The sequence below is a fragment of the Acidobacteriota bacterium genome (assembly GCA_019347945.1).
In the GTDB taxonomy this organism is placed as follows: Bacteria; Acidobacteriota; Thermoanaerobaculia; order Gp7-AA8; family JAHWKK01; genus JAHWKK01.
Genome location: JAHWKK010000003.1, coordinates 71,155 through 92,039, shown reverse-complemented (window position 1 = coordinate 92,039; position 20,885 = coordinate 71,155). Strand labels below are relative to the sequence as shown.

The 20,885-nt window shown below is 60.8% G+C and carries 13 protein-coding genes; all 13 read right to left on the bottom strand.

Translation table 11 applies throughout. The annotated features are described in order from the left end of the window. Positions 1 to 84: 84 nt before the first annotated feature. Positions 85 to 3,165 carry a PAS domain-containing protein gene (locus KY459_02965; protein MBW3563665.1) on the bottom strand — a complete coding sequence of 1,027 codons (3,081 nt, stop codon included), beginning with the start codon at positions 3,163 to 3,165 and terminating at the stop codon, positions 85 to 87. Between the two features lie 25 nt (positions 3,166 to 3,190). Next, positions 3,191 to 4,414, bottom strand: coding sequence for a PAS domain S-box protein (locus KY459_02960; protein ID MBW3563664.1), 1,224 nt, complete (start codon positions 4,412 to 4,414; stop codon positions 3,191 to 3,193). Between the two features lie 15 nt (positions 4,415 to 4,429). After that, positions 4,430 to 5,482: a PAS domain S-box protein gene (locus KY459_02955; GenBank protein MBW3563663.1), complete on the bottom strand. Its 1,053-nt coding sequence runs from the start codon at positions 5,480 to 5,482 to the stop codon at positions 4,430 to 4,432. Beyond that, entirely contained in the window at positions 5,479 to 5,901 is a 423-nt protein-coding gene (locus KY459_02950) for a response regulator (GenBank protein ID MBW3563662.1), read from the bottom strand. Before KY459_02950 ends, KY459_02955 begins: the two co-directional genes overlap by 4 nt. Then, positions 5,894 to 7,294 carry a PAS domain S-box protein gene (locus KY459_02945; protein MBW3563661.1) on the bottom strand — a complete coding sequence of 467 codons (1,401 nt, stop codon included), beginning with the start codon at positions 7,292 to 7,294 and terminating at the stop codon, positions 5,894 to 5,896. Before KY459_02945 ends, KY459_02950 begins: the two co-directional genes overlap by 8 nt. An 83-nt stretch (positions 7,295 to 7,377) precedes the next feature. Continuing rightward, a complete protein-coding gene (locus tag KY459_02940; protein MBW3563660.1) occupies positions 7,378 to 7,797 on the bottom strand; it encodes a response regulator in 420 nt (139 codons plus the stop codon). 250 nt (positions 7,798 to 8,047) lie between these two features. Beyond that, complete coding sequence (locus KY459_02935) at positions 8,048 to 8,680, bottom strand: response regulator transcription factor (GenBank protein MBW3563659.1); 633 nt, start codon at positions 8,678 to 8,680, stop codon at positions 8,048 to 8,050. Beyond that, positions 8,677 to 9,909 (bottom strand): PAS domain-containing sensor histidine kinase, encoded by a 1,233-nt coding sequence (locus KY459_02930; GenBank protein ID MBW3563658.1) that lies wholly within the window; start codon positions 9,907 to 9,909, stop codon positions 8,677 to 8,679. Before KY459_02930 ends, KY459_02935 begins: the two co-directional genes overlap by 4 nt. Positions 9,910 to 10,295: 386 nt before the next feature. Next, a complete protein-coding gene (locus KY459_02925) occupies positions 10,296 to 12,896 on the bottom strand; it encodes a carbohydrate binding family 9 domain-containing protein (protein ID MBW3563657.1) in 2,601 nt (866 codons plus the stop codon). A gap of 272 nt (positions 12,897 to 13,168) precedes the next feature. Beyond that, positions 13,169 to 14,749: a tetratricopeptide repeat protein gene (locus KY459_02920; protein ID MBW3563656.1), complete on the bottom strand. Its 1,581-nt coding sequence runs from the start codon at positions 14,747 to 14,749 to the stop codon at positions 13,169 to 13,171. Then, complete coding sequence (locus KY459_02915; GenBank protein ID MBW3563655.1) at positions 14,746 to 15,915, bottom strand: glycosyltransferase; 1,170 nt, start codon at positions 15,913 to 15,915, stop codon at positions 14,746 to 14,748. The genes KY459_02920 and KY459_02915 overlap by 4 nt, the downstream gene beginning before the upstream one ends. 86 nt (positions 15,916 to 16,001) lie before the next feature. Then, on the bottom strand, positions 16,002 to 16,535 hold the full coding sequence (locus tag KY459_02910; protein MBW3563654.1) for a hypothetical protein: 534 nt from the start codon (positions 16,533 to 16,535) through the stop codon (positions 16,002 to 16,004). Between the two features lie 419 nt (positions 16,536 to 16,954). Next, a complete protein-coding gene (locus KY459_02905) occupies positions 16,955 to 20,875 on the bottom strand; it encodes a response regulator (protein ID MBW3563653.1) in 3,921 nt (1,306 codons plus the stop codon). Between the last annotated feature and the right edge of the window lie 10 nt (positions 20,876 to 20,885).

Here is a 20,885-nt window from a genome sequence, read left to right as displayed (position 1 = left end):
TTCACGCAGGTTCGACAGGGTGCGGCTCGGCAAGTTCGAAACGGTGCAGCTCGCCCCTTCCGTTCATGCAACTCCCGCTGCTCATCAACCCTCGTTCCTGTTTCCACTCCGCAGACGTTCGACGATCGTCATCAGCGTCTCGGCATCGTACGGCTTGAGGAGGAATTCGACGTTCGGCCGATCGAGATATCGCTTCAGTTCCTGCTGGTCTCCGTGACCGCTCGAGAACACTACCGGCAGGTCGGGGTAGAGTTTCTCGATCTGCTCATAGACCTCGACTCCGCTCATGTCGGGCAGACCGATATCGAGGATGACGACCGAGGGCCGGTCGCGTAAGAGTCGCTCGACTGCGGCGGCACCGCTGTGTGCAACCTCCACCTTCTGCTCATCGAGCTCGAGGACCGCCGCGATTCCCGATGCGACGATCGCGTTGTCCTCGACCAGAAGGATCACAGAGAGCGTCGTTTCAGAGGAATCGATTCGGGGAGCGGCGCGCTCCGTGGCTGTCACGTCCCGTCGCGATCGGAGAAACACGTGAAATGTCGTCCCGTCCTTCGTGCTGACGGCTCGCACCTGTCCCCCCTGCGCCATGATGAGCTGGTGCACAACGGTCAGATCCAGTCCTCCGGGAGAAGCGTGATGCGCTTTGAACATCGGCTCGAAGATGTGCTCGAGAACCGAAGCGTCGATCTCGGGCCCGTTGTCCCCAACGCTGAGAGCCACGAAGTCCTCGGGGTCGCCCGAGATCAGGTTCTCGGCCCGATCACGAGCATCAGCCTTCCTGGCAGCAATCTCGATCGTTCCATCCGGGCGGTTCTCCAGTACTTCGCCCGCGTGCAGAACGAGATTCAGCAGAGCCTGGTGAAGACCGGCAGGATCTCCGATCGTCGGAAGTGGTTGGTTCGGGACGGTGACCACGACACGCATCCTCTCGGGAACGATCCGCTGGATCTCGTCTTCGAGCGACTGCAGCCATGAGCGAAGATCGAACGTGTCGATCGAGACGGCCATCGGACGAGCGAACTGGAGGAGGCCCCGGGAAACATCCTTCCCCCGGTCGATTGCTTCCTCGATCCGATCGGCAGCAGCACCGATTCTGGCGGGATCGCTCGTTCGCCGAATCACCTCGATGAACGGTTGTGCGCCCATCAGGACATTGTTGAACTCGTGTGCGACCGACGATGCGAGATGACCGAGGCTGGCGAGCCGGGCCGAACGCTCGAGCTGCTGCTCGATCTGGCGCCGCTGCGAAATGTCGCGCGAGACCAGAACGACACCGCCCATCTGCTCACGGTTGATGAAGTTCGATCCGACGGTTTCCACCCGAAGCCAGTGCCCCGCGGCATGACGGTAACGGAACGTCGCTCGAGCTTCGGGAAGCCGGCTCGTGACTGCCCCGACGAAGATCGATTCCACGCGCTCCCGGTCGTCAGGGTGAACATTCGAGAACATATTCTGCCCGACCAGTTCTGCCGAAGCGTAACCGAAGACTCTGGCGGATGAGGGACTCTGATAAATGATCACACCACCCAGACTGACGATGGCGATGACGTCGGAAACGTTCTCGACGACTGCGCGGAAGCGTGCTTCGGACGTCTCGAGATCGCGGGTGGCTCGCATCCGTTCGGTCAGGTCGGTCGACGTTCCGATCATCCGAATGGCACGACCCTCCTCGTTCCGGATGACGTACCCGCGATCGAGAATGTAGACCCAGTGTTCGTCGCGGTGCCGGATCCGATACGTGTGCTCGAGAAACGTGGAGCCGGGCTCGTTGAACATTTCGGACAGCATGGCGCGATGTTCACCGACGTCTTCGGGATGGATTCGTTCCAACCACCACTCCAACCCCTGGTCGGTGCCGGGAGGAAATCCGAGAACCGCTTCGAGCGCCTCGCTGCGCCAGACTGTTCTGCTGACCAGATCGAGATCCCAGATGATGTCGTTCGTCGCAAGACGGACGTACTGGAAAAGCTCCTCCTGCTTTCTGAGGCGTTCTTCCGCCCGGGCTCTGTCGGTCATATCCGAGGCGGTACCGATCGAGCGAAGAGCCTTTCCGGTCTCGTCCCGGATGATACAGGCGCGATCGAGCATGTACGTCCAGCCTCCGTCGGCACGGCGAACCCGATATTCTCCCGACCAGACACTCGCTGCCGGATCAGCGAACGCTGCGTCGGTCTCGCGGATGATCCTCTCACGATCGTCGGGGTGAATCAGTCCCATCCACCAGTCCGGATCGGCCGTCTCTCTCGACGGCGCATAGCCCAGAATGCGCTCCAGACCCTCACCCTGGATGACTGAACCCTCCTCGAGGTTCCAGTCGTAGATGATGTCGTTGGTCGCCATCCTGACGCGGTCGAAGAGCTCCTTCGTTTGCTCGAGCTCCCGCTGCGACTTCGCCCGTAACAGGGACTGAATGAACAGCTCGGCGATCCACCGAAGGCGCTCGATCGTCCGGGACGACCATTTCCGCTTTCGTGAAACGGCGTCGAACCCAACGAATCCCAGGAGCTCGTCTCTCTCGAACATTCCGACCAGCAGAAGGGAGCGGATTCCCTGATCCTCGAGATGAGCTTTCGCATCGGAGGCGGAGGAAGGCATCTCATCCACGGTATGGATGACGAGGCAGGAGTCCTGGCGGAGCTGCTCCTCGAACCAGCGGAAAACGGTTCGAGACACCTCCCCGAGGCGATCGATCTGCGGGTCGGTTCCTGCTCGTGACCACTCGTGAGTGTTCGTGGCGGTCTGTTGATCCGACATCAGGAAGACGTATGCGCGATCGACCCGGATCAGCCGTCCCATCCGGCCGAGCGCATCGACGATCGCCTCATCCAGATCGTCACTCCCGGCGCGGAATACGTCCGCGGTGATGCTGAGCAGGCTGTCGCGCTTGCGCCGGGTGATCGGGTCGTCGTCAGGATCGGGCAGCACCACGCGAAGCTCCAGTGGCCGTCCGTCTCTCCTGATACCGAACGTCTCCGCTTCGAAAGAGCCGCCATCGCCGCGCTTCCACTCCCCCCGCCCGAACGAACGCTTCAGAATCTCATTGAAAGGAATCCTCTCGAGAGATCGAGCGCCGAAAAGGTCTGCCGCGGCCGCTGTCGCGGTGAGGATGTGGCCATCATCACCGAGGCGCAGAACAGCGGTCTCCGGAGAGAATCGGTTCATCTCCATGCACATCCGCTGACGATGATCAAGCCGCCCGTCTCTCCGGTGACGTGCTTCCGCTCAAGGGGAGAAACAGGTGAAACGTCGTCCCTTCACCAAGCTCACTTTCGACGAAGATGTATCCGTGATGGGCCGTCACGATCTGATGCACGATGGCGAGCCCCAGGCCTGTTCCCGTACGTTTGGTGGTGAACATCGGCTCGAAAATCTTCTGAGTCACCTCGGGAGGCATGCCGCACCCCGTGTCGGAAATCTCCAGATGGACATAACGCTGCGGATGATCGATCACGCCGGCCTCGGAATGCGTCGAGGGATCGTCTCTTCGAGCCCGGATTCGGATGCGCCCGCCGTGTTCCATCGCAGCCTTGGCGTTGAGCAGCAGGTTCGTGAAGATCTGCACGAGCTGATCCCTGTCCGCGCTGATCGTCGCCCGCTCTCCCATCGGTTCGATCGCGAGCTCGTGCGAGCCATTGACGATTCCTCGACCGGCCTGCTCGACCTGCATGAGAAGCGTATTCACCTCGAGCTCCGTTCTTTCGGGGGGTGTCGGCCGCGCGAAGCGGAGGATCTCCTGAGAAATATGCCGGCCGCGCTGCACCGCTTCCACGATGAAATCGGTCGCCCGGTCGACCTTTTCGTTTCCGTATGAAGAGCGCCGGATCACCTCGGTGAAGGGCTGGATGCCCATCAGCACGTTGTTGAACTCGTGCGCCATGTTCCCCGCAAGCTTTCCGAGACTTTCGATCCGGTTGAGCTCCTCGATCCGTGTGCGGAGCCGATCCTGTTCCTGCTCGGCCGCGCGCTTTTCGGTGACGTCGCTGGCGACGCTCAGCCGGCCGACGACGTTGCCCTCCGAGTCGAAACGCGGCACGGTGGTGATCTCGAGCCAGATCTCGCGTCCCTCCTTGTGATGAATCCGAAGTCGGAATTTCGAGAGGCTTCCTGCCAGGGCAATCGCGATGTGTTTCCGGACCTCGTCCCGCTCGTCAGGGTCGAGGAAGAAATCGACCAGGTTGTGCCCGCGAAGCTCGTCCAGCTCATAGCCGACCATCTCGGTGAAGCGCGGATTGGCCGAAAGAAGACGTCCCTCGACGTCCAAACTTATCAGCCCCTCGCCCATCGTCTCGACGATGGACCGGTATTCGCGCTCACGCCGCGCGAGGGCTTGTTCGGTCAGGACGCGCGAGCTGATGTCGACGTGCGAGATGACCGCTCCGCGATCTCCCCACGTCAGCGGAGCGACCTGCATGAGAAACCACCGGTCCTACTCCGGGGAGTGACAGGGATATTCGATGACGAAGGAGCTTCGGGTTCCGTCGATTACCTCGATCAACCTGGCGCGAATATCCTCAGGGCAGACCGACAGATAGGATGCTCCAATACCGACCGCGTGGAGAGACGTGAGGCCGTTCCTGAGCGCAAACCCTTCCCATGCACTGTTGATGTGGCGAATGATCCCCTCCTGGTCGACGACTGCAACCTGAAAGGGGAGCGAGTCAAGGATCGCCCGAGTGAACATTTCACTGGTCCTGACCCGTTCTTCGGCCCTTTTTCTGTCGGTGATGTCCTGAACGACCGCCGAGAGGTACGAGAGCTGACCATCTTCGGTCCGGATCGCGGTGAGCGTGAGAAAGGTCCAGATCGGAGTGCCGTCCCGGCGGCGATATCGCTTCTCGACGCGATACTCGCGCATCTCGCCGGCGAGAAGCGCTTTCTGCCTGGCCTGCTCTTCAGGCCAGTCTTCGGGCCAGGTGAACCTCTCGCAGGGGAGGCCGACGATCTCGTCCCGGTCATAGCCGAGGAGCTCCGCGAGCTGACGATTGATCCATATCACCCGACTCTCCCGATCGAGGTGGGCGATTCCGACCGATGACTGCTCGAACGTGTCGCGGAACCGGTTCTGCAGTTCGAACAGCTCTGCTTTTGCGACGCGCTCGCTTCGACGGTGTGTGGCGTCCCGGATCTCACGCTCCAGAGCAGGACCGAGCCTCTCGAGCTCGTCCTTCATGACGTACTCGTGCATTCCCTGACGCATCATCTGAACCGCGACGGACGCATGGACGGTCCCGGAGACGAGGATGAAGGGAAGATTGGAGTCGAACTCCTTTACGATGCGGATTGCCTCCTCGGCAGTCACCTTCGGCATGTTGTAGTCGCAAAGCACCGCCTCCCACTGCCGCTCCGGCAGCATGGACCGGAGGCCCTCTGCGGTCTCGACACGATCCCATTCCGGATCGAACCCGTAGTCGCGGAGCGATTCGAGGATTAGTGTGAGGTCGTCGATCTCATCCTCGAGTATGAGGATGCGAACCTTCATCCCGAGCTCCGTGCAGGTGGTCCCGAGTTGAGCAGAAGCCAGTACATTCCGAGCTGGCGGGTCGCCTCGAGAAACTCGTCGAACGCGACCGGTTTCCGGACGTAGCTGTTGGCCCCGAGATCGTAGCTCTCCACGATGTCACGGTCTTCATCGGACGAGGTGAGTACGACGACCGGAACGCGTCGTGTCCTCGAGCGGATGAACCGCAGCACTTCATGACCGTTGATCTTTGGCAGTTGAAGATCGAGCAGAATCAGCGCAAAGTCCTCGTCCCCCTCGAGAATCTCGATCGCCTCTTCACCATCCTTTGCTACGAGAACCTCATTGACCAGCCGATTCTCCTCCAGGGCGACCCTCATCAGCTCCCGGTCGTCGGGGTTGTCCTCGACGAGGAGGATTCGCTTTTTGCTCTTAGGCATCAGTACTGACTCCTTGTCCGGTAGATTCTGAGTAGTTTATGTTGTCGGGTTCTCGACCTGTCGATGACTGAGAGCCTGCACTCTGCGCGCCCTCAATCGAATGTTCGGGAGTTTCCGCGTACGGGAGCGTGAACCGGAAGGTCGCTCCCTTCTCGAGCTCACCCTCTGCCCAGACAGCGCCACCGTGTCTCGATACGATCCGTTGGACTGTGGCCAGGCCGAGTCCGGTGCCATCGAATTCTTCGATCGAATGAAGACGCTGAAACGGCTTGAACAGTTTTTCCACATGTTTCTGGTCGAATCCAGCGCCGTTGTCGCGAACATGGAACTCGGTGATGCGGCCATTGACACTGGACCCGATTTCGATGACTGCCGGATCTCTTTCAGAGCTGAACTTCCAGGCATTCGAGATCAGGTTCAGCAGCAGCGACTGAAGCAGTCTTCGATCTCCTGTGGTGTGCATCTTCCGTTCGATGGTGACTTTTGCATTCCGATCAGGATCCGCGACACGAAGATCTTCGACGATGTCTGACGCGATCTCACTGAGGTTCACGGTCTCGGTTCGCAAATCGCCGCGGCTGAACTTCGACAGCGAGAGGAGCCCGTCGATGATCTCTCCCATGCGACTCGAGGCGGTGCGTACCCGTTCGAGGTAGTGGCGGGCCTGCTCGGGAAGATCCTCGCTGTGCCGCTCAATCACCATCCGACTGAATCCCTCGATCGCCCGAAGGGGTGCCCGCAGGTCGTGCGAGACTGCATAGCTGAACGATTCGAGCTCGCGATTGGCGGTCTCCAGGTCACGGGTGCGGAGTCTGACTCGGCTCTCGAGCTCCCGGTTGAGATTATGGAGTGTCTCGCTCGCCCTGACGATCTCGGTGACATCCCGCGCGACTCCGAATATCTCGCCCTTTTCCTCACGTACCGAGTGCCATTGCAGCGACCTGTAGCTTCCGTCCCTACTGCGGTAACGATTGGTGAAGAGAACCGTCGATTGACTGTCGGAAATGCGTCCGATCTCTTCTTCCGTCCTCGCACGATCGTCCGGATGGAGGAGCTCCTCGTACCGCCGGCCCAGAAGCTCTTCGCGGGACCATCCGAGGGTGGTGGTCCAGGCGGGGTTGACGTCCACGAGATTCCTTTCCGGATTCGCGATCACCATCATGTCTCGGGAGAGATTCCACATCACCTGTCGTTTTTCGGCCTCCCGGTCGCGTTCCCTGCGCAGCGCGCGCTCCCGTTCGTCGCGTGTATGGAGGTTCAAGACCATCACGAGAATGATGGTGGAGAGAATGGTGATGAGGAGCATGGCCTCGACACTCAGGTCGATCCAGCTCGTCAGTATCTCCGACCCGATCACCCACCCGGCGAGATTCGCGACCGATAAAGCGATCATCAGCGAAGCACCGCCCAGTAACACGGAACGCCAGATGAATGGAGCGCGCCCGTGGCGGCTCGTCAGTCTTTCGCTCAGGCGATTCACGCCGTATCCCCCTCGATGATCGTGAGGACCTCGGACATCTCGCGCTCGCGCAACAGCGATTCGACAGATTCGGCCAGTTCTGCAACCCGGACAGGTTTCACATGGAGAAGTGCGCGTCGCTCATCACGCGCACCGACATCCCTGAGACTTTCGATGAATTCGGAGACGACGATCAGGAACGGCGGAGGGTTCGACTGACGTGCGGATGCAACGAACTGTCGTGCGGCATCGAGGTCTCCCTCGACCAGCGGGTCGAAGATGATTAGGTCGAACGGTCCGGAGCCATTGCTGAGCTCGAGCCGGTCAGTCGCCTCGACCTCGTAGCCCCGTCTGCGAAGAAGCTCCGCAACGCCGATGAGCATCACGTCGTCGTCGTCGGCGATGAGAATCCTCGGCTGTCTGTCGTTGAAGCTCATCGGCGGTCAGCTCCTCGCGGCGCCGCGCACCCGGATGAAGCGTCAATACACTGGTTTTCCATGTACACCACGATAGGGCGTCGGCCCGACGTGCGGTATCGGTCGATGTCCCCCGATCGTGTAGGGGATGTCTGACAATGATTGAGGAAGGAGAAAACGGGGAGACCGGAGGCTGTTGCCGAGCATCCGACTCAGTTCATTTCCCTCCAACCGGAGCAAAAACCACTTTCAATTTTTCATCCCTGCTGCCCTAGCTCAGCAGTCCCTGATCGATCGCGTAACGGATCAGATCGGCGTTGTTGCGGAGGTCCATCTTCTGGAGGATCCGGCTCCGATGGGTCGAGATGGTTTTCGGGCTCAGATCGAGTGTGGCCGCTATCTGGGAGACGGATTCACCGCGGACGATTCTCTCGAACACCTCGAACTCCCGATCGGAGAGCCGCTCGTGGGGCGACTCGGTGTCATCTTCGGCGAGGTCGATTGCGAGAAGCTCCGCGAGACCGGGACTGACGAAGCGGCCACCTGCGGCAACCTTACGGATCGCCGTGATCAGGAGCTCCGGAGCGGCTTCCTTGTTGAGGTAACCTACGGCCCCTGAGCGCATCACCCGCCGGGCGTAGCTCTCCTCGGGATGCATGCTCAGAACGAGAATCTTCCTCGATGGATCTGCAGCCAGGATCGACTTCATCAGATCGATCCCGCTGAAATCGGGAAGCGACAGGTCGAGAAGAACGATGTCGAGCTCGCCGGCTCGGATCAGGTCGAGCGCCTCGGCACCAGTTCCTGCTTCCCCCGCCACTTCCATATCCTGCTGCGTCTCGAGGATCCGGCGCAGGCCGGCCCGGACCAGGGCGTGATCGTCGACGAGAAGGATCCGGATCATGACTGCTCCCTCCTGCTCAGCGGCACCTTCACTCTCACGATCGTTCCTTTCCCCGCGAATGGCTCGATCGCCAGGTCCCCTCCCAGGATATCGGCTCGTTCACGCATCCCCACGAGTCCGAGTGAGCCCGTCGCATCCATCTCTTCCGGTCGGATGCCCCTTCCGTCGTCCCGGATCTCCGCAACCACATGGTGATCAGACAACCTCAACCTCACTTCAGCACGAGTCGCCGCGGCATGTTTCACGACGTTCGTCAGTGCTTCCTGAACGATCCGGTAGAGCATGATGTCGTAACCCCTCCCGACGGTGATCTCCTCCGGGCGACTCGACAGATTCGTCTCGATGCCGTAGCGGTCGGAGAACGCAGCGACGAGATCCTCGATCGCGGCGACCAGCCCGAAGTCGTCGAGCACCTTCGGCCGGAGGTCGTGGGCAATCTCTCTCACTCGCTTCATCGCACCGTCGATGCGGCGGAGCATTTCACTGCTTCGCTCGGTCACGAGTGCCGGATCAGCAGCGTTCTCGCCGATCAGCGCAACGTCGAAACTGAGGGAGGTGAAGATCCCGCCGAGCTCGTCATGAAGCTCGCGGGCGATCCTCTCTCTTTCTGATTCCTGAGCGTCGATCAGCTGCGCCGAGGATCTTTCGAGTGCCCGGCTCTTCTCGACCAGCTCGTCCTGGACCCGCCAGAGTGCCCGCATGGAAGCCTCCAGGTTCCTGCGGACTGCTTCCTGCTCCGTGATGTCGATCGACAGCGCGATCGCACCGACGAGATCCCCATCGCTTCGCATCGGCTCGACCCACGTCCGCAATATTCGATCTTCAAACTCGATGACATACGTCCCTGGAGTCCCCCTAACTGCCTTCTCGAGCACGTCTGCGGCAAATCGTGGAACCAGGTCGGTCGCATTCCTCCCGAGACTCTGATTTGCCGCAGGTCCGAGCAGGCGAAGCCCCGATCCCGTGATCGAATCGATGATCAGATCAGAATCAATCGTCCACAGGATTGCGGGGAGCTGGTCGACCATCATCGAAAGCTTCGACTCACTCTCCATCTCCGACTCGAGAACCCGCCGTGCGTGCCGGGTGATGAAGAGGTACAGCAGCGCCGTCGAGACCAGGACGAAGACGATTCCCTTCAGAAGCTCGAAACCAACGATCTGGTCCGGATTGTCGAACAACCTGTCGACGATCGCGCCGTTGACCGCGATCCAGAGCAGACCAAACACGAGATACAGAAGCGTCGCCGTTACTGCTGAACCGATTCTGAGTCGGGCCAGCTTCAGAGAATCAGGGCTGCGCTTGTCGGACAGAATTCCTCCCGCCAGAGATGCCTCTCTACCACTTCGTCATGACTTTACGACAGTTGAGTGGCGGGTTAAAAGGTAGATTCGCGACCGATCTCGAAGGTCAGAATTTTTCGCACGAGCTCGAGTTGAGCCGAAGTTCGGCGAAATCTTCCGCTCCCGGCGGCGTTCGAGTCCGACCAGCCGACGCTCAATCACATTGCCCACGAATCGCGCAGATCGCCGTAGCGATTTCCGAGCTGGCGTCTCTGGGCGTGAAACCTCTCATGCTGAGCTATAAGCCGCTGACACGCAGCTGACAGCGCGCCCTACAATCCGAGCCAGTAGCTCACCTTCACCAGGATGACGTCATCGGCATCAAGGCCGAGGAGGGCATCGAAATCCCGGCCCGCGTCGAAATCGCCGACGAGTGCCCGCTCCGCCCGGTTCTGAGTCCAGACGAGGTAGGCGGCGGAACCGGGCCGGAACTCCCACCGCACGACGACATTGCCTCGCAGGCTACGCACGTTGAAGTCGGGGTTCTGAAATGAAAAAGGCTGCGCGGGGCCGCTCCCGTCCGGATCGATCGTGTATCGGTTTGCCTCCTCATCGAAACTCACGTCTCCGATCTCCGAGTAGGAGTCATAGTCGCGAGAGGAAGGGCGTTCCAGCTCTCGAAACTCGAGATAGTCACCGCTCGAGACAAACGGCTGAAGAAACAGCTCGAGAGTGAGCGTACGGCTGATTGCCCAGTCGAAGCGCGTTGCAAGCTCGAGTGTCTTACGCTCGATCGGTGCGAAGACGTACCGTGAACCGAACGTGTGACCGGCCGTGCTGTCCGCCACGGTACGAACGTGCTGGTATGGAAAACGAACCTGTGACCACGACGGGCCCACACTCATCGTCATGGCCGGCGACGGGCGATAGGAAACCTCGACGTTCAACCTTCGCGCCTCCAGATCCATACCCCCGTGCTCGATGTTCCCGCGGAGGGTCCCGTACCACCTCTTTCTGAAGTCCGTGCTGACTGATGCCTGATAGAACGTGTTGGACGGCGTCCGGATGAGGGGTCCTCCCCGAGTCGAGCGATCGTCGAACGCCTTGGCATCGTGAATCACTCTCCACGACGTCTGCCAGTAGTTGGAGTAGGTGAACCGAACGATGCCCATGCTCCGGTCGAGCAAGTGATCTCCACCGAAATTGAATCGATCGATCTTCCATAAGATATACGAGCGACTGCGCAACCGTCCGCGCGGAACCGGATCGACCCACGCGATCGAATTCAGCGATGCCCATTCGTCGACCCTGCCGAGAAAGCCGGCGTCGTTGATCTCCAGCTCCGGCGATGCGGCAAGTCCGGTGAGCGTATATCGGAGATTTCCGCTCACCTTCCGGAAGCGCATCGATCCGCCCCACCCAGTGAGCGACGTCCGGCCGGGATCGATCTCGAGGTGAGTCGCATCCGGTCTCTGGAAGTATCGCGCCGATGATCGCTGTGTTCTCAGAATCGATTCGGCTGATCCCGCGACGTACGATCCGTAGGCCGACCAGTCGAGCAGGTATTCGCGCTCGCCGAAGTATTGATATCCATCGGCTCCCGCCGAGTAAGCTTCATCGTGCAGCTCGGGCTGGATGGTCGTTCCCGAACGATGGACCGACGTCAACATCGCACTGACCTGCCCGGCCCCGCTGAGATCCTTCGAGACTCTGGTGACGAAGTAATTGGTCAGAGGCTCGACGACGGCCGAGTCACGCTCCCCCTCGAGAAGAAACGGCGCCTCTTCTTCTTCGGTGATCGCATCGAGAGCCGCGATCGACCAGCCGGACTCGGTCCGGCCGGTGATCTTCGCAGCTCCAAGGATCGTCGTCTGTCCGGGAAGCTCGGCAAAGTCGAAGGCAGCGGGCCGGCCCTGAGGACTTCGCCCGATCCGCCGTGAATAGAACAGGCTCGGTCCGCCGAACGAAAGCAGGTCCGCTCCCTCGAGAAAGAACGGCCGCCGCTCGGGATAGAAGAGCTCGAATGCGGTGAGATTCACCTCCGCGGGATCGACCTCGACCTGCCCGAAGTCCGGATTGAGAGCCGCCGTAAGCGTCAGATTCGACGAAAGCCCATACTCGAGATCCAGGCCGAGCTCCATCTCTTCGGTTCCGCCGTCGAACGGGTTGGATGGATCGTCCGCGCTCCGCAACCCGACCCGGCCGACGACGTACGGAAGGACCTCGAGGCGACGCGGAGGATTAACCGATTCGATCCCGACGAGACGAGCGAAGCGCTTCACGAAGCCGGTCTCGTTGCGCGGCACGTGGACGAGTCGGATCACTTCATTGTTCCTGGAGATCTCGCGTTCAACGTTGAATCCCCACACATGCGACTCCCGCTCGGGAAATCGCAGTTGCGCAAATGGAATCCGCATCTCGACGGTCCATCCGCCATCGACGACCCGCGTTGCCGCCGTCCAGACGGCATCCCAGCTCCGATCCTCCTCGTCTTCTTCGACGACGAGAGAATCGCGTTGGACGCCGAGGGGATTAACGCGAAACATTCGTGCGGTGCGGCGGTCGTAATGGGTGTCCAGATACACCGCGAGCCAGTCGGAGGCGAGATAAGAATCGCGCCGGGCAAGCTTCGACGTCACGGGATGGCTGTCGCGGAGCGATGCACCGACGTAGAGAGCGCTGTCGTCGTAAATGAACCGCACGACGGTGCGCTCCGTCGGAGCGTTTCCGGTCTCCGGTTCCTGCTGGACGAAGTCCGTGATCGCCGGGGCCGTCTCCCAGATCCGCTCCGAAAGCTCGCCATCGATCCGCGGCGTCTCGTCGGTCCGGACTGCCCGGTACTCCCCCCGCAGGCTGAGGTCGGACGTCGCCAGAGCGCGCTGCGAAGAAAAGATCGCCAGCGCCATACCCCCGACCACGAAGAAGAGTCTCATTCGCACAATTCCATCCCACATTACGTCTGTCGTGAAGAAGAATACCGGATTGGGAGACGCCGACGCGATACAGCTTGCGCGATGCAACGTCTGGCCGGAGGCTTGATTCACGCGAGCTCCTGGCGGCGGCTCGCCCGCCCGGTCATGCAACTCTCACGAATTGACAGCGTAGGTCGCGCTTCGTTCCCTTCAGGCCAACGATCTGTAGATCGTCGAACTTTACGACAGTTGAGTGGCGGGTTAAAAGGTAGATTCGCGACCGGTCTCGAAGGTCAGAATCTTCGAACGAGCTCGAGTTGAGCCGATGATCGGCGAAATCCTCCGCTCCCGGCAGCGTTCGAGTTCGACCAGCCGGCGCTCAATCGCAGTGCCCACGAGTCGCGCAGATCGCGCTCGACCGCGACACGGGCCACACCGAGAACCCTCCAGTCCTGATCCTCCTCCTTTTGCACGCCGGTGCGACCGTAGGCGCTCACATTCCACACCTGCTTCCATCGGCGATAGACGTTGACCCCTGGTCCGGTCTCCACGTAATACTCCGGTGACCACAGCCTGAAGGGGAACGGCTCGTCGTACCACTGGACCATCGTGGGCCAGGAGACGGTCATCCGCGGAACGCCGTCGAAAATTTTTGCGACAGAGGCCCGGATCCTCGCCCGCTCGTTTCCGGCGGACCATCGGGTGAGATCCCCGGAAGCCGAGAGAGTGAACCGGTATCCGACATCCCGGTCGAAACCGGCCGAGAGGAAATCCCCGCGCAGGTCGTTCTCGATCGCTGCGAGATTGTCGGTGACGAGAAGACGTGCGACCGCGACGTCGAAACGATGATTGTCGTCGGGCGTCGCAATCCAGTGCAGCTCTCCGCTCCAGGGGTCCCATCCGGTATCGAAGCTCGACCTGCGAAGACGAGCTCGGGCGGCCCCGGAATCACTCCAGCGGTGCTCGCCCGTCAGCTCCACCCACGTACCCGCGATCTCGTCGGAACCATTTTCCAGCGTTGATCGTCCGGTGGCGAGCTCCGCCCGTCCGCGCAGATCCCACCCCTTCGAAAGCCCGAGCTTTCCCCCCCGATAACCGGTTCCGTCACCATCTTCGAAAACGGTCCCATCGGACCGAACCTGCCATCGATCGAACGATTCCACCGACTGCCGGAGATTCAGCAGGTCGCGCGACAGATCGCCCCGATCTTCCGCCGCGCGGATCAGTCCTCGCGCAGCCGCAACTCTACCAAGCCTGTAGTTGGAGATCGCCAGACCTTCGGCTGCCCCATCAGTTGTGGACGGATCGTACAGCTCGAGGAAGCGCCGGAAGGCTGATCGATTGCGGTCGAGCAACAGAGCGATGAAACCCAGACCCGTCTCCGCTTCGCGCCTGTCCGCGGCGTTCCCTTCGATCGATACCTGCTCATATGCATCCGAGGCCTCGGCCGGACGGTCGAGCCATCGGAGCACGAGCGCTGTTCGCAGGAGCGCCGTCATCCTCTGGTCAGGGCAGCGGCCGGCTACGAAGCGGTACTGCTCGAGTGCCTCGGTGAGACGGTTGCCCCAGGCCAGAGCCAGCCCGAGGTCGTTGCGGCCGGCGCAGTGGTCCGGATTCAGATCGACGAACGACCCCAGGATCTCGGCGGCCTCTTCCGTATGGCCAGCCCACAGTTGCTGGCGTCCGATTCGAAGCAGCAGGTCTGGCCGGATTGCAGGGTCGAGCTCCACTGCCGCTTCGTACGCTTCGATCGCTGCATCATGACGATCCTGTCTTGCTGCCTCGTCTCCACGCTGGATCAGATCCGCCGGTGATTGCGCAGTCACACTCACGGCCCCGAGAAGCATCAGACAGGAAAGAGCGAAGAGTCTCACTCGGAGGCCCTCCTTATCTTCCATGTCTGCATCTTCGGCGGCTTTCGCACCAGCGCGTCGATCGTGTATGTCGCGGTGATGAGCGTCATCAGGATCCAGTAGACGAGCGGGTAGAAGATTGCCACGGGAAAGTGATGCGGGAGATCATCGTCATACCGCTTGTCCATGAGCACTCCGGTGAGAAGCTGCGTGATACATGCGGTCGCGATCATCATTCCCCAGAGGTTCGGGATCGGTGATGCTCCCCCCGGCTGATAGCCGACGAACCAGCTCACGAGCCAATAGAGGGTGACGAATAGAAACGTGTAAGCCCAGAGGATCGACAGACAAGCCTCGTAATACACCGGCCACATTCGCCGCTCTTGCCAGGTGAAGAGTACTCGCCAGTGACGCTTCAGCACCTGAGCGAGCCCGCGTGCCCAGCGCCGTCTCTGCTTCCAGAGCTCTCGAAGTGTCGGCGGTACATGCATCCACGCCACGGCACTCGCTTCGTAACGAACGTCCCAGAGATCTCGCTGCAGTTTCCAGGTGAGATCGATGTCTTCGGTTGCCATCTCCGGGTTGAACATGCCGACTTTGATCAGAGCAGTTCGACGTACCGCAAAAACCGCCCCTGAAACCGTCAGTATTCGACCCCACACGCGCTGGGCGCGACGCTGCACGGAGATGATCGACGCGAACTCCAGAGTCTGAAGGTCGCGGAGCAGCGAGCCACGATTGAGTACGCGCGGATTTCCTGTCACCGCTGCAACGCGAGGCGAGAGAAAATGCGGTACCAGCGCATGAAGAAGCATTGGCGTCGTCAGAATGTCGGCATCGAGAAACACAAGAATCTCGCCGCGACAGATCGGAACGGCGTCGTTGAGCGCCATCGCCTTCCCTTCGTTGATCCGCTTGTCGAGGAGGCGGACACGAGAATCGTTCAGATGACGCCGCACGGCCTGGGTTGTGCCGTCTCGGGAGCCGTCGTTGACGATGACCACCTCGTAGTCGGGATAGTCGAGCTGCAGGAGAGCTTCAATGGTCCGTTCGATCGACGCCTCCTCGTCGAACGCCGGAACGATGATTGAAACGAAGGGGGTCACATCCGCGTACGGCGTTGCCTCGGCTCCAGCCTCACGGCGACGAAAGAAGAAGATCGCCATCACCACCCAGGTAAACGCCATCAATATTGGATAGAAACCGTAGAAGCGAAGGAGGTACGGATAAATGAATGATGCTTCGATTGCCTGCACGACGTTGTAGAGGATCGTCACGCCTCCCTCTCCTCGTCACCCCGAACGTACGACTTCCCCTCCTCATCAGTATCGACGACTACCACCGGCCAAGTCCGAAGCGTCTCGAGGTTCTCGATCACCGGTGATCGATCAAACTTGTCCCGGCCTCGCGACCCCGGGAAATAAGGCGTCGAACTGCTGCGCCGCCCTCGCCGGGCGAGTCGCAGGTTGTGGGCGATCCAGAAGATAGAGACGATGAACAGCACCGCCAGGACGAACATCAGCCCGGCGATGACGTCGATGAACGCTCCGCTCGTCGTCTCCTTCAGAACGATCGACCACCAGTAAAAGAAAATCGTCCAGCCGAAAAAAAGCGAGACGATGCTCCAGATGAGGGACCGCAGGCGCGAACCCTCCGACGGGTGAGGACGCTCGTACTCTTGTCTGGTTTGTTTCAGAAAATCTTCGCCTTTCGCCTTGACTTGCCTGAAGCGGAGACAACCTGCGAGCTGCGGGCGGAGCCCGGACTGAAGGAGGAAATCAAGGACCCCCGGGGCAGCTCCGGTCACCAGTTTTAGAGACCTTCGGGCGACCGCCGGCCCGGCACCAGTCATGTCATCTGGTCCGCCAGGAGCACTTTGCGAAATTGACGCCACGACATCCTGTTCGCAGGCGCAGAAGCTCAGTACTCGAGGCTTCGTTTTGGTGGCTCTACTCACGCAATCGTTGTGTGTGTGAGCTTCTCGATCGAATGCGCTTTCGTTCCTCGTCAGTGATTGAGGTCACGTCTCCTTCGACTCTCTCCGCGACGAGCATCGACGAGCCGGGCGTGCCGTCGCTCGCTTCCGGCCGAGTGTCCCGCACCGCGCATCAGCGCGCTCTGTTTCACCACGGGCCGGGATCGCGAGAGCTCCGAGCCTCGGCCTGAGGGCCAGGTGCGCAGCCTGCGAGGGCAATGCGCGCTTCCTCTGCGATGCCTCATGTCCTTTCAACCGAGGCGGACCCGAATCTCCTGAAACAACCGTTCGCCGTCGTACGGCTTGAGGAGAAATCCGACCCTGGGGTTGTCCAGGCACTTCTCCAGGCGGGACTGATCGCCGTGGCCAGACGAGAAGATCACCGGAAGCTCGGGCCATCGGCCGTTGATGTCCCTGTAAACGTCGATGCCGTCCATATCCGGCAGGCCGAGATCGAGGATGACCAGATCGGGACGAAATTGGGCGATGGCAGGAAGTGCATCTCGACCCGTGGTGACGCTTTCCACCTCCATGTTCTCACTCTTCAGGAGTGACTCGACGCCGAGACGAACGCTTTCGTCATCTTCGACGAGCACGATTCGAAGACCGGAAAGTGCTCTTCCAGAAGATTCGGGAAGAGGAGTCTCCTGTTCGGGGAATTGAGCGACCGCATTCTCGGAACGTGGAAGGAAGAGGTGAAAGACGGAGCCTTCGCCCGGTGTGCTTTCGGCGATGATCTCGCCGCCGTGCCCCTGAACCACCTGATGCGCGACCGTCAATCCGAGCCCCGTACCTCCAGTTCGTTTCGTGGTGAAGAGCGGCTCGAAAACCCGCCGCCGCACCTCATCGGACATTCCGGTGCCGGAATCCCGAACGAGCAGATGGACGAACTGCTCCGGTGAGTCGACGACACCGAAGTGGTAACGTTCGCCCGGGCGCGGAGAGAGAGCGTCGATCTCGATTCTTCCGGAATCCCCCAGTGCCTGCCGTGCATTCAGAACGAGGTTCGTCATCACCTGGTTCAGTTGCAGTACGTCACCTGTGATTCCGGAGACGGCGTCATCGACGCTGATCAGAAGCTCAATGTCGGGGCCGACGAGCGCTCTAAGCTCCGGCTCGAGGTTTCGGAGCCAGGCCTCTACGTCGAACGGTGCCGTCGTAGCTTCCGAAGGTCTCGCGTAACGGAGGACCTCGCCAGTGATCCGCCTGCCACGATCGACCGCAGAGGAAATCTGTTTTGCAGCGCTCTGAAGCAGAGGATCTCCGGTGCTCTTCTGCTGAATGATCTCGGTGAACGGCTGAACACCCATCAGAACATTATTGAACTCGTGAGCTATAGTCGCAGCGAGGCTGCCGAGACTCGTCAGTCGATGTGCCTGCTCCAGTTGAGACTGCAGAAGATTTCGATCCGTGACGTCGCGACAGTTCACCACGAGTGAGTCCGCTGCACCAGTCTCGGCCAGTCTTCGTGCGACCGCCTCGAGAGAGCGCCAGGAGCCGTCGGAATGCCGCAGGCGGAACGAGACGGAGACCGACGAGCTCGAGCTGGTCTTCTCCCGCAGTGCCACCATCGCTGCAGCTTCGTCCTCGGGATGCACGAGATCCGAAAGCAGCCGATCCACGATCTGCTCCGGACGGTACCCGAGAACTCGCGCGGTGGACGGACTTGCGTAGAGGATTCGCCCATCCAGGTCGAGGGCAAGGATAATGTCGGAGGCATTCTCGATCAGAGAGCGGAAGTGCTGTTCGCTCTGCCGCAGTGCCTCTTCCGCTCTTGCCCGCTCCTCGATCAGAGCCACCAGCTCCGACTGTCGCTTCTCGTAAGCGCGAAGGCGATAGCGGTAGATGGCGATGACTGCCGCCGCGGCAACCAGCAGCAGTCCGATGTAGAAAAGAGGTCGCTGGGTGAGACGAGGACGAATACGAAGCTCGATCGGGTCTCCGGACATCTCCACGACTCCCGCCCCGTTCACGGCAGCGACCCGGAAATGGTAATTCCCTGGCGGAAGCTGCGTGTAATACGCCGCCCGTCGAGCTCCCGCGTCGATCCATCCCGGGTCGAATCCCACGAGCTGGTAGCGAAACTCCACGCCCTCGGGGTCGTAAAGGCTCGGACTGGTGTACGCGATCTCGACGTCGTACTTGCCGGCGAGACGCTCGATCAGTCGCGCTTCACCCGGATCGACGGGAGCTCCCTCGATCACAACCCGCTCGATCACCACAGGTGAGGGGGGCACCATGCGCCGTACGGCAGTCACGGGATCGATCACCGCGACGCCGTCCATCGTGGGAAACCAGAGGGTCCCGTCACGCATCTTCCACCCCGCCGGATCCACGCCGCCGTTGCACTCACTGCTCTTCATACCGTGGTCCCGGTCGAATCGAAGCGGACTGATCGAGTCGATACGACCGGCAGCGAGCTCATCGAGAGCGCTCACTTCCACCGCTGTAATCCCTCGGGTGGAGCTCAGCCAGAGCCGACCAAGATCGTCCTCGAGAGCTCGATACACGGTATGCTCGGAGAACCCCTCCCGCGGCCCGTAGGACGTGATCGCGCCGTCGAAGATCCGGATCAGGCCCGCTCCCACCGAGCCGAGCCAGAGGGAGCCGTCGGAGCCTTCGGTGATTGAAAGGATCACATTCGTCGGCAGTCCCTCGCGGGTGGTGATGGTACTGAACCTCCCTTCGCTGTACCGGGTCAGTCCCCCACCATCGCTCGCGAACCAGAGAGCTCCTTCACGATCTTCATGGATATCGAGAATGCTGTTCCCTGCGATTCCCTCCCGTGTGGTGAAGAGAGCGATTTCGCCATCCTCGATCCGGATCACTCCTCGGTCGGTCGTCCCGATCCAGAGGGCGCCGTCCCGATCCCGATGCAGTGACTGCGGGATCGCCTGAAACATCTGATCTGCATGTTCATAGCGGTCGATACGACCGTCGTGGAAATGGTCGAGCCCTCCGACCGTTGCAACCAGCAGACTTCCGTCCGCCTCTTCCCAGAGCGAGAGAATGATGTCACCCGACAGACCCTCGCGTGTCGTGAAGGTGTCGAACGAACCCTTCCTGTAACGATTGAGTCCGCCGCCAGCGGTGCCGATCCAGACATCTCCGGATCTGGTCTGCAGAATCGGGAGGACGACCTGATGGGACAGCCCGTCGCGCGTACCATAGGTGAGGACGGTCGAGGTCTTGAACCGGTTCAGCCCTCCGGCCCCTCCGCTCCAGACGCTCCCGTCGCGATCTTCCAGGATCGTCCAGACGTTCTCGCCGACGAGCCCATCAGCCGAATCGAATGAAGCGAACTCTCCGCCGGCGTATCGGTCCAGGCTTGCCCCACCTGTCCCGATCCAGATTGCCCCGGTTCCCTGTGCGAGAGAGAGAACGTTGTCACCCGATAGCCCGTCGGCTGTGGAAAACTTGTGGAAGTTGCCATCTTCGAGCCGTACGAGGCCTCCACCGCTCGTCCCGATCCAGAGAGAATCCTCGACGGCCAGGAGCGCCTTGACCGGGGCTCCCCCGGCGGGCTCGTAGGTCGTGAAGTTCCGGCCGTCGAAGCGCGAAATCTTGTCCGCGGCGGCGACCCACAGGTCTCCGGACCGATCCTCCGCGAGAGCAGTGATTTTTCCTGAAGGAAGCCCGTGCTCACCCGTGAAGGAGCGAAAGGTCTTTCGGTCCCAGGCCTGCAGCCCTTCCCCGGTGCCGATCCAGATCGTCCCGTCCCGAGCCTCCAGAAGAGCCGAAACCTTCTCGCTCAGCAGACCGTGTGCGAGTCCGAATGCAGTGAATCGTCCGTCGTCGAGGAGCGAGAAACCACCCTCGCCCGTGCCGATCAGCAGCGAACCCTCACGGGTCACGAGGAGTGTGTTGATGTAGTTTCCGGCCAGCCCTGGACTGTCGCCGGTCGTGAATGTTTCAAAGGTAACTCCGTCAAACCGAACCAGCCCCTCTTCAGTGCCGATCCAGAGATAGCCGTCCGAAGTCTGAGCCAGTGAGAGCAGAGTTGTCACCGGCAGCTTCGACTCCTGTCCCCACTTCTGGTGGACGTACTGGCGGATCGGCCCCGTCGGATCGAGCGCCGCAGGCTTCTCAGCCGCGCCCGCAGTCGTAGGCGCAGCGAGGAACAGCGCGAGAACAAGCCTCCATGTTCCAGGGCGCTTTTCAGAAAGAGTCATACCGATCACC

Bases quoted from the DNA above. Each gene is read 5' to 3' on its own strand.
- KY459_02915 (MBW3563655.1), bottom strand. From the start codon at position 15,915: ATGGCGTTTACCTGGGTGGTGATGGCGATCTTCTTCTTTCGTCGCCGT.
- KY459_02950 (MBW3563662.1), bottom strand. From the start codon at position 5,901: ATGCCTAAGAGCAAAAAGCGAATCCTCCTCGTCGAGGACAACCCCGAC.
- KY459_02955 (MBW3563663.1), bottom strand. From the start codon at position 5,482: ATGAAGGTTCGCATCCTCATACTCGAGGATGAGATCGACGACCTCACA.
- KY459_02965 (MBW3563665.1), bottom strand. From the start codon at position 3,165: ATGAACCGATTCTCTCCGGAGACCGCTGTTCTGCGCCTCGGTGATGAT.
- KY459_02940 (MBW3563660.1), bottom strand. From the start codon at position 7,797: ATGAGCTTCAACGACAGACAGCCGAGGATTCTCATCGCCGACGACGAC.
- KY459_02945 (MBW3563661.1), bottom strand. From the start codon at position 7,294: ATGATCGCTTTATCGGTCGCGAATCTCGCCGGGTGGGTGATCGGGTCG.
- KY459_02935 (MBW3563659.1), bottom strand. From the start codon at position 8,680: ATGATCCGGATCCTTCTCGTCGACGATCACGCCCTGGTCCGGGCCGGC.
- KY459_02925 (MBW3563657.1), bottom strand. From the start codon at position 12,896: ATGAGACTCTTCTTCGTGGTCGGGGGTATGGCGCTGGCGATCTTTTCT.
- KY459_02905 (MBW3563653.1), bottom strand. From the start codon at position 20,875: ATGACTCTTTCTGAAAAGCGCCCTGGAACATGGAGGCTTGTTCTCGCG.
- KY459_02960 (MBW3563664.1), bottom strand. From the start codon at position 4,414: ATGCAGGTCGCTCCGCTGACGTGGGGAGATCGCGGAGCGGTCATCTCG.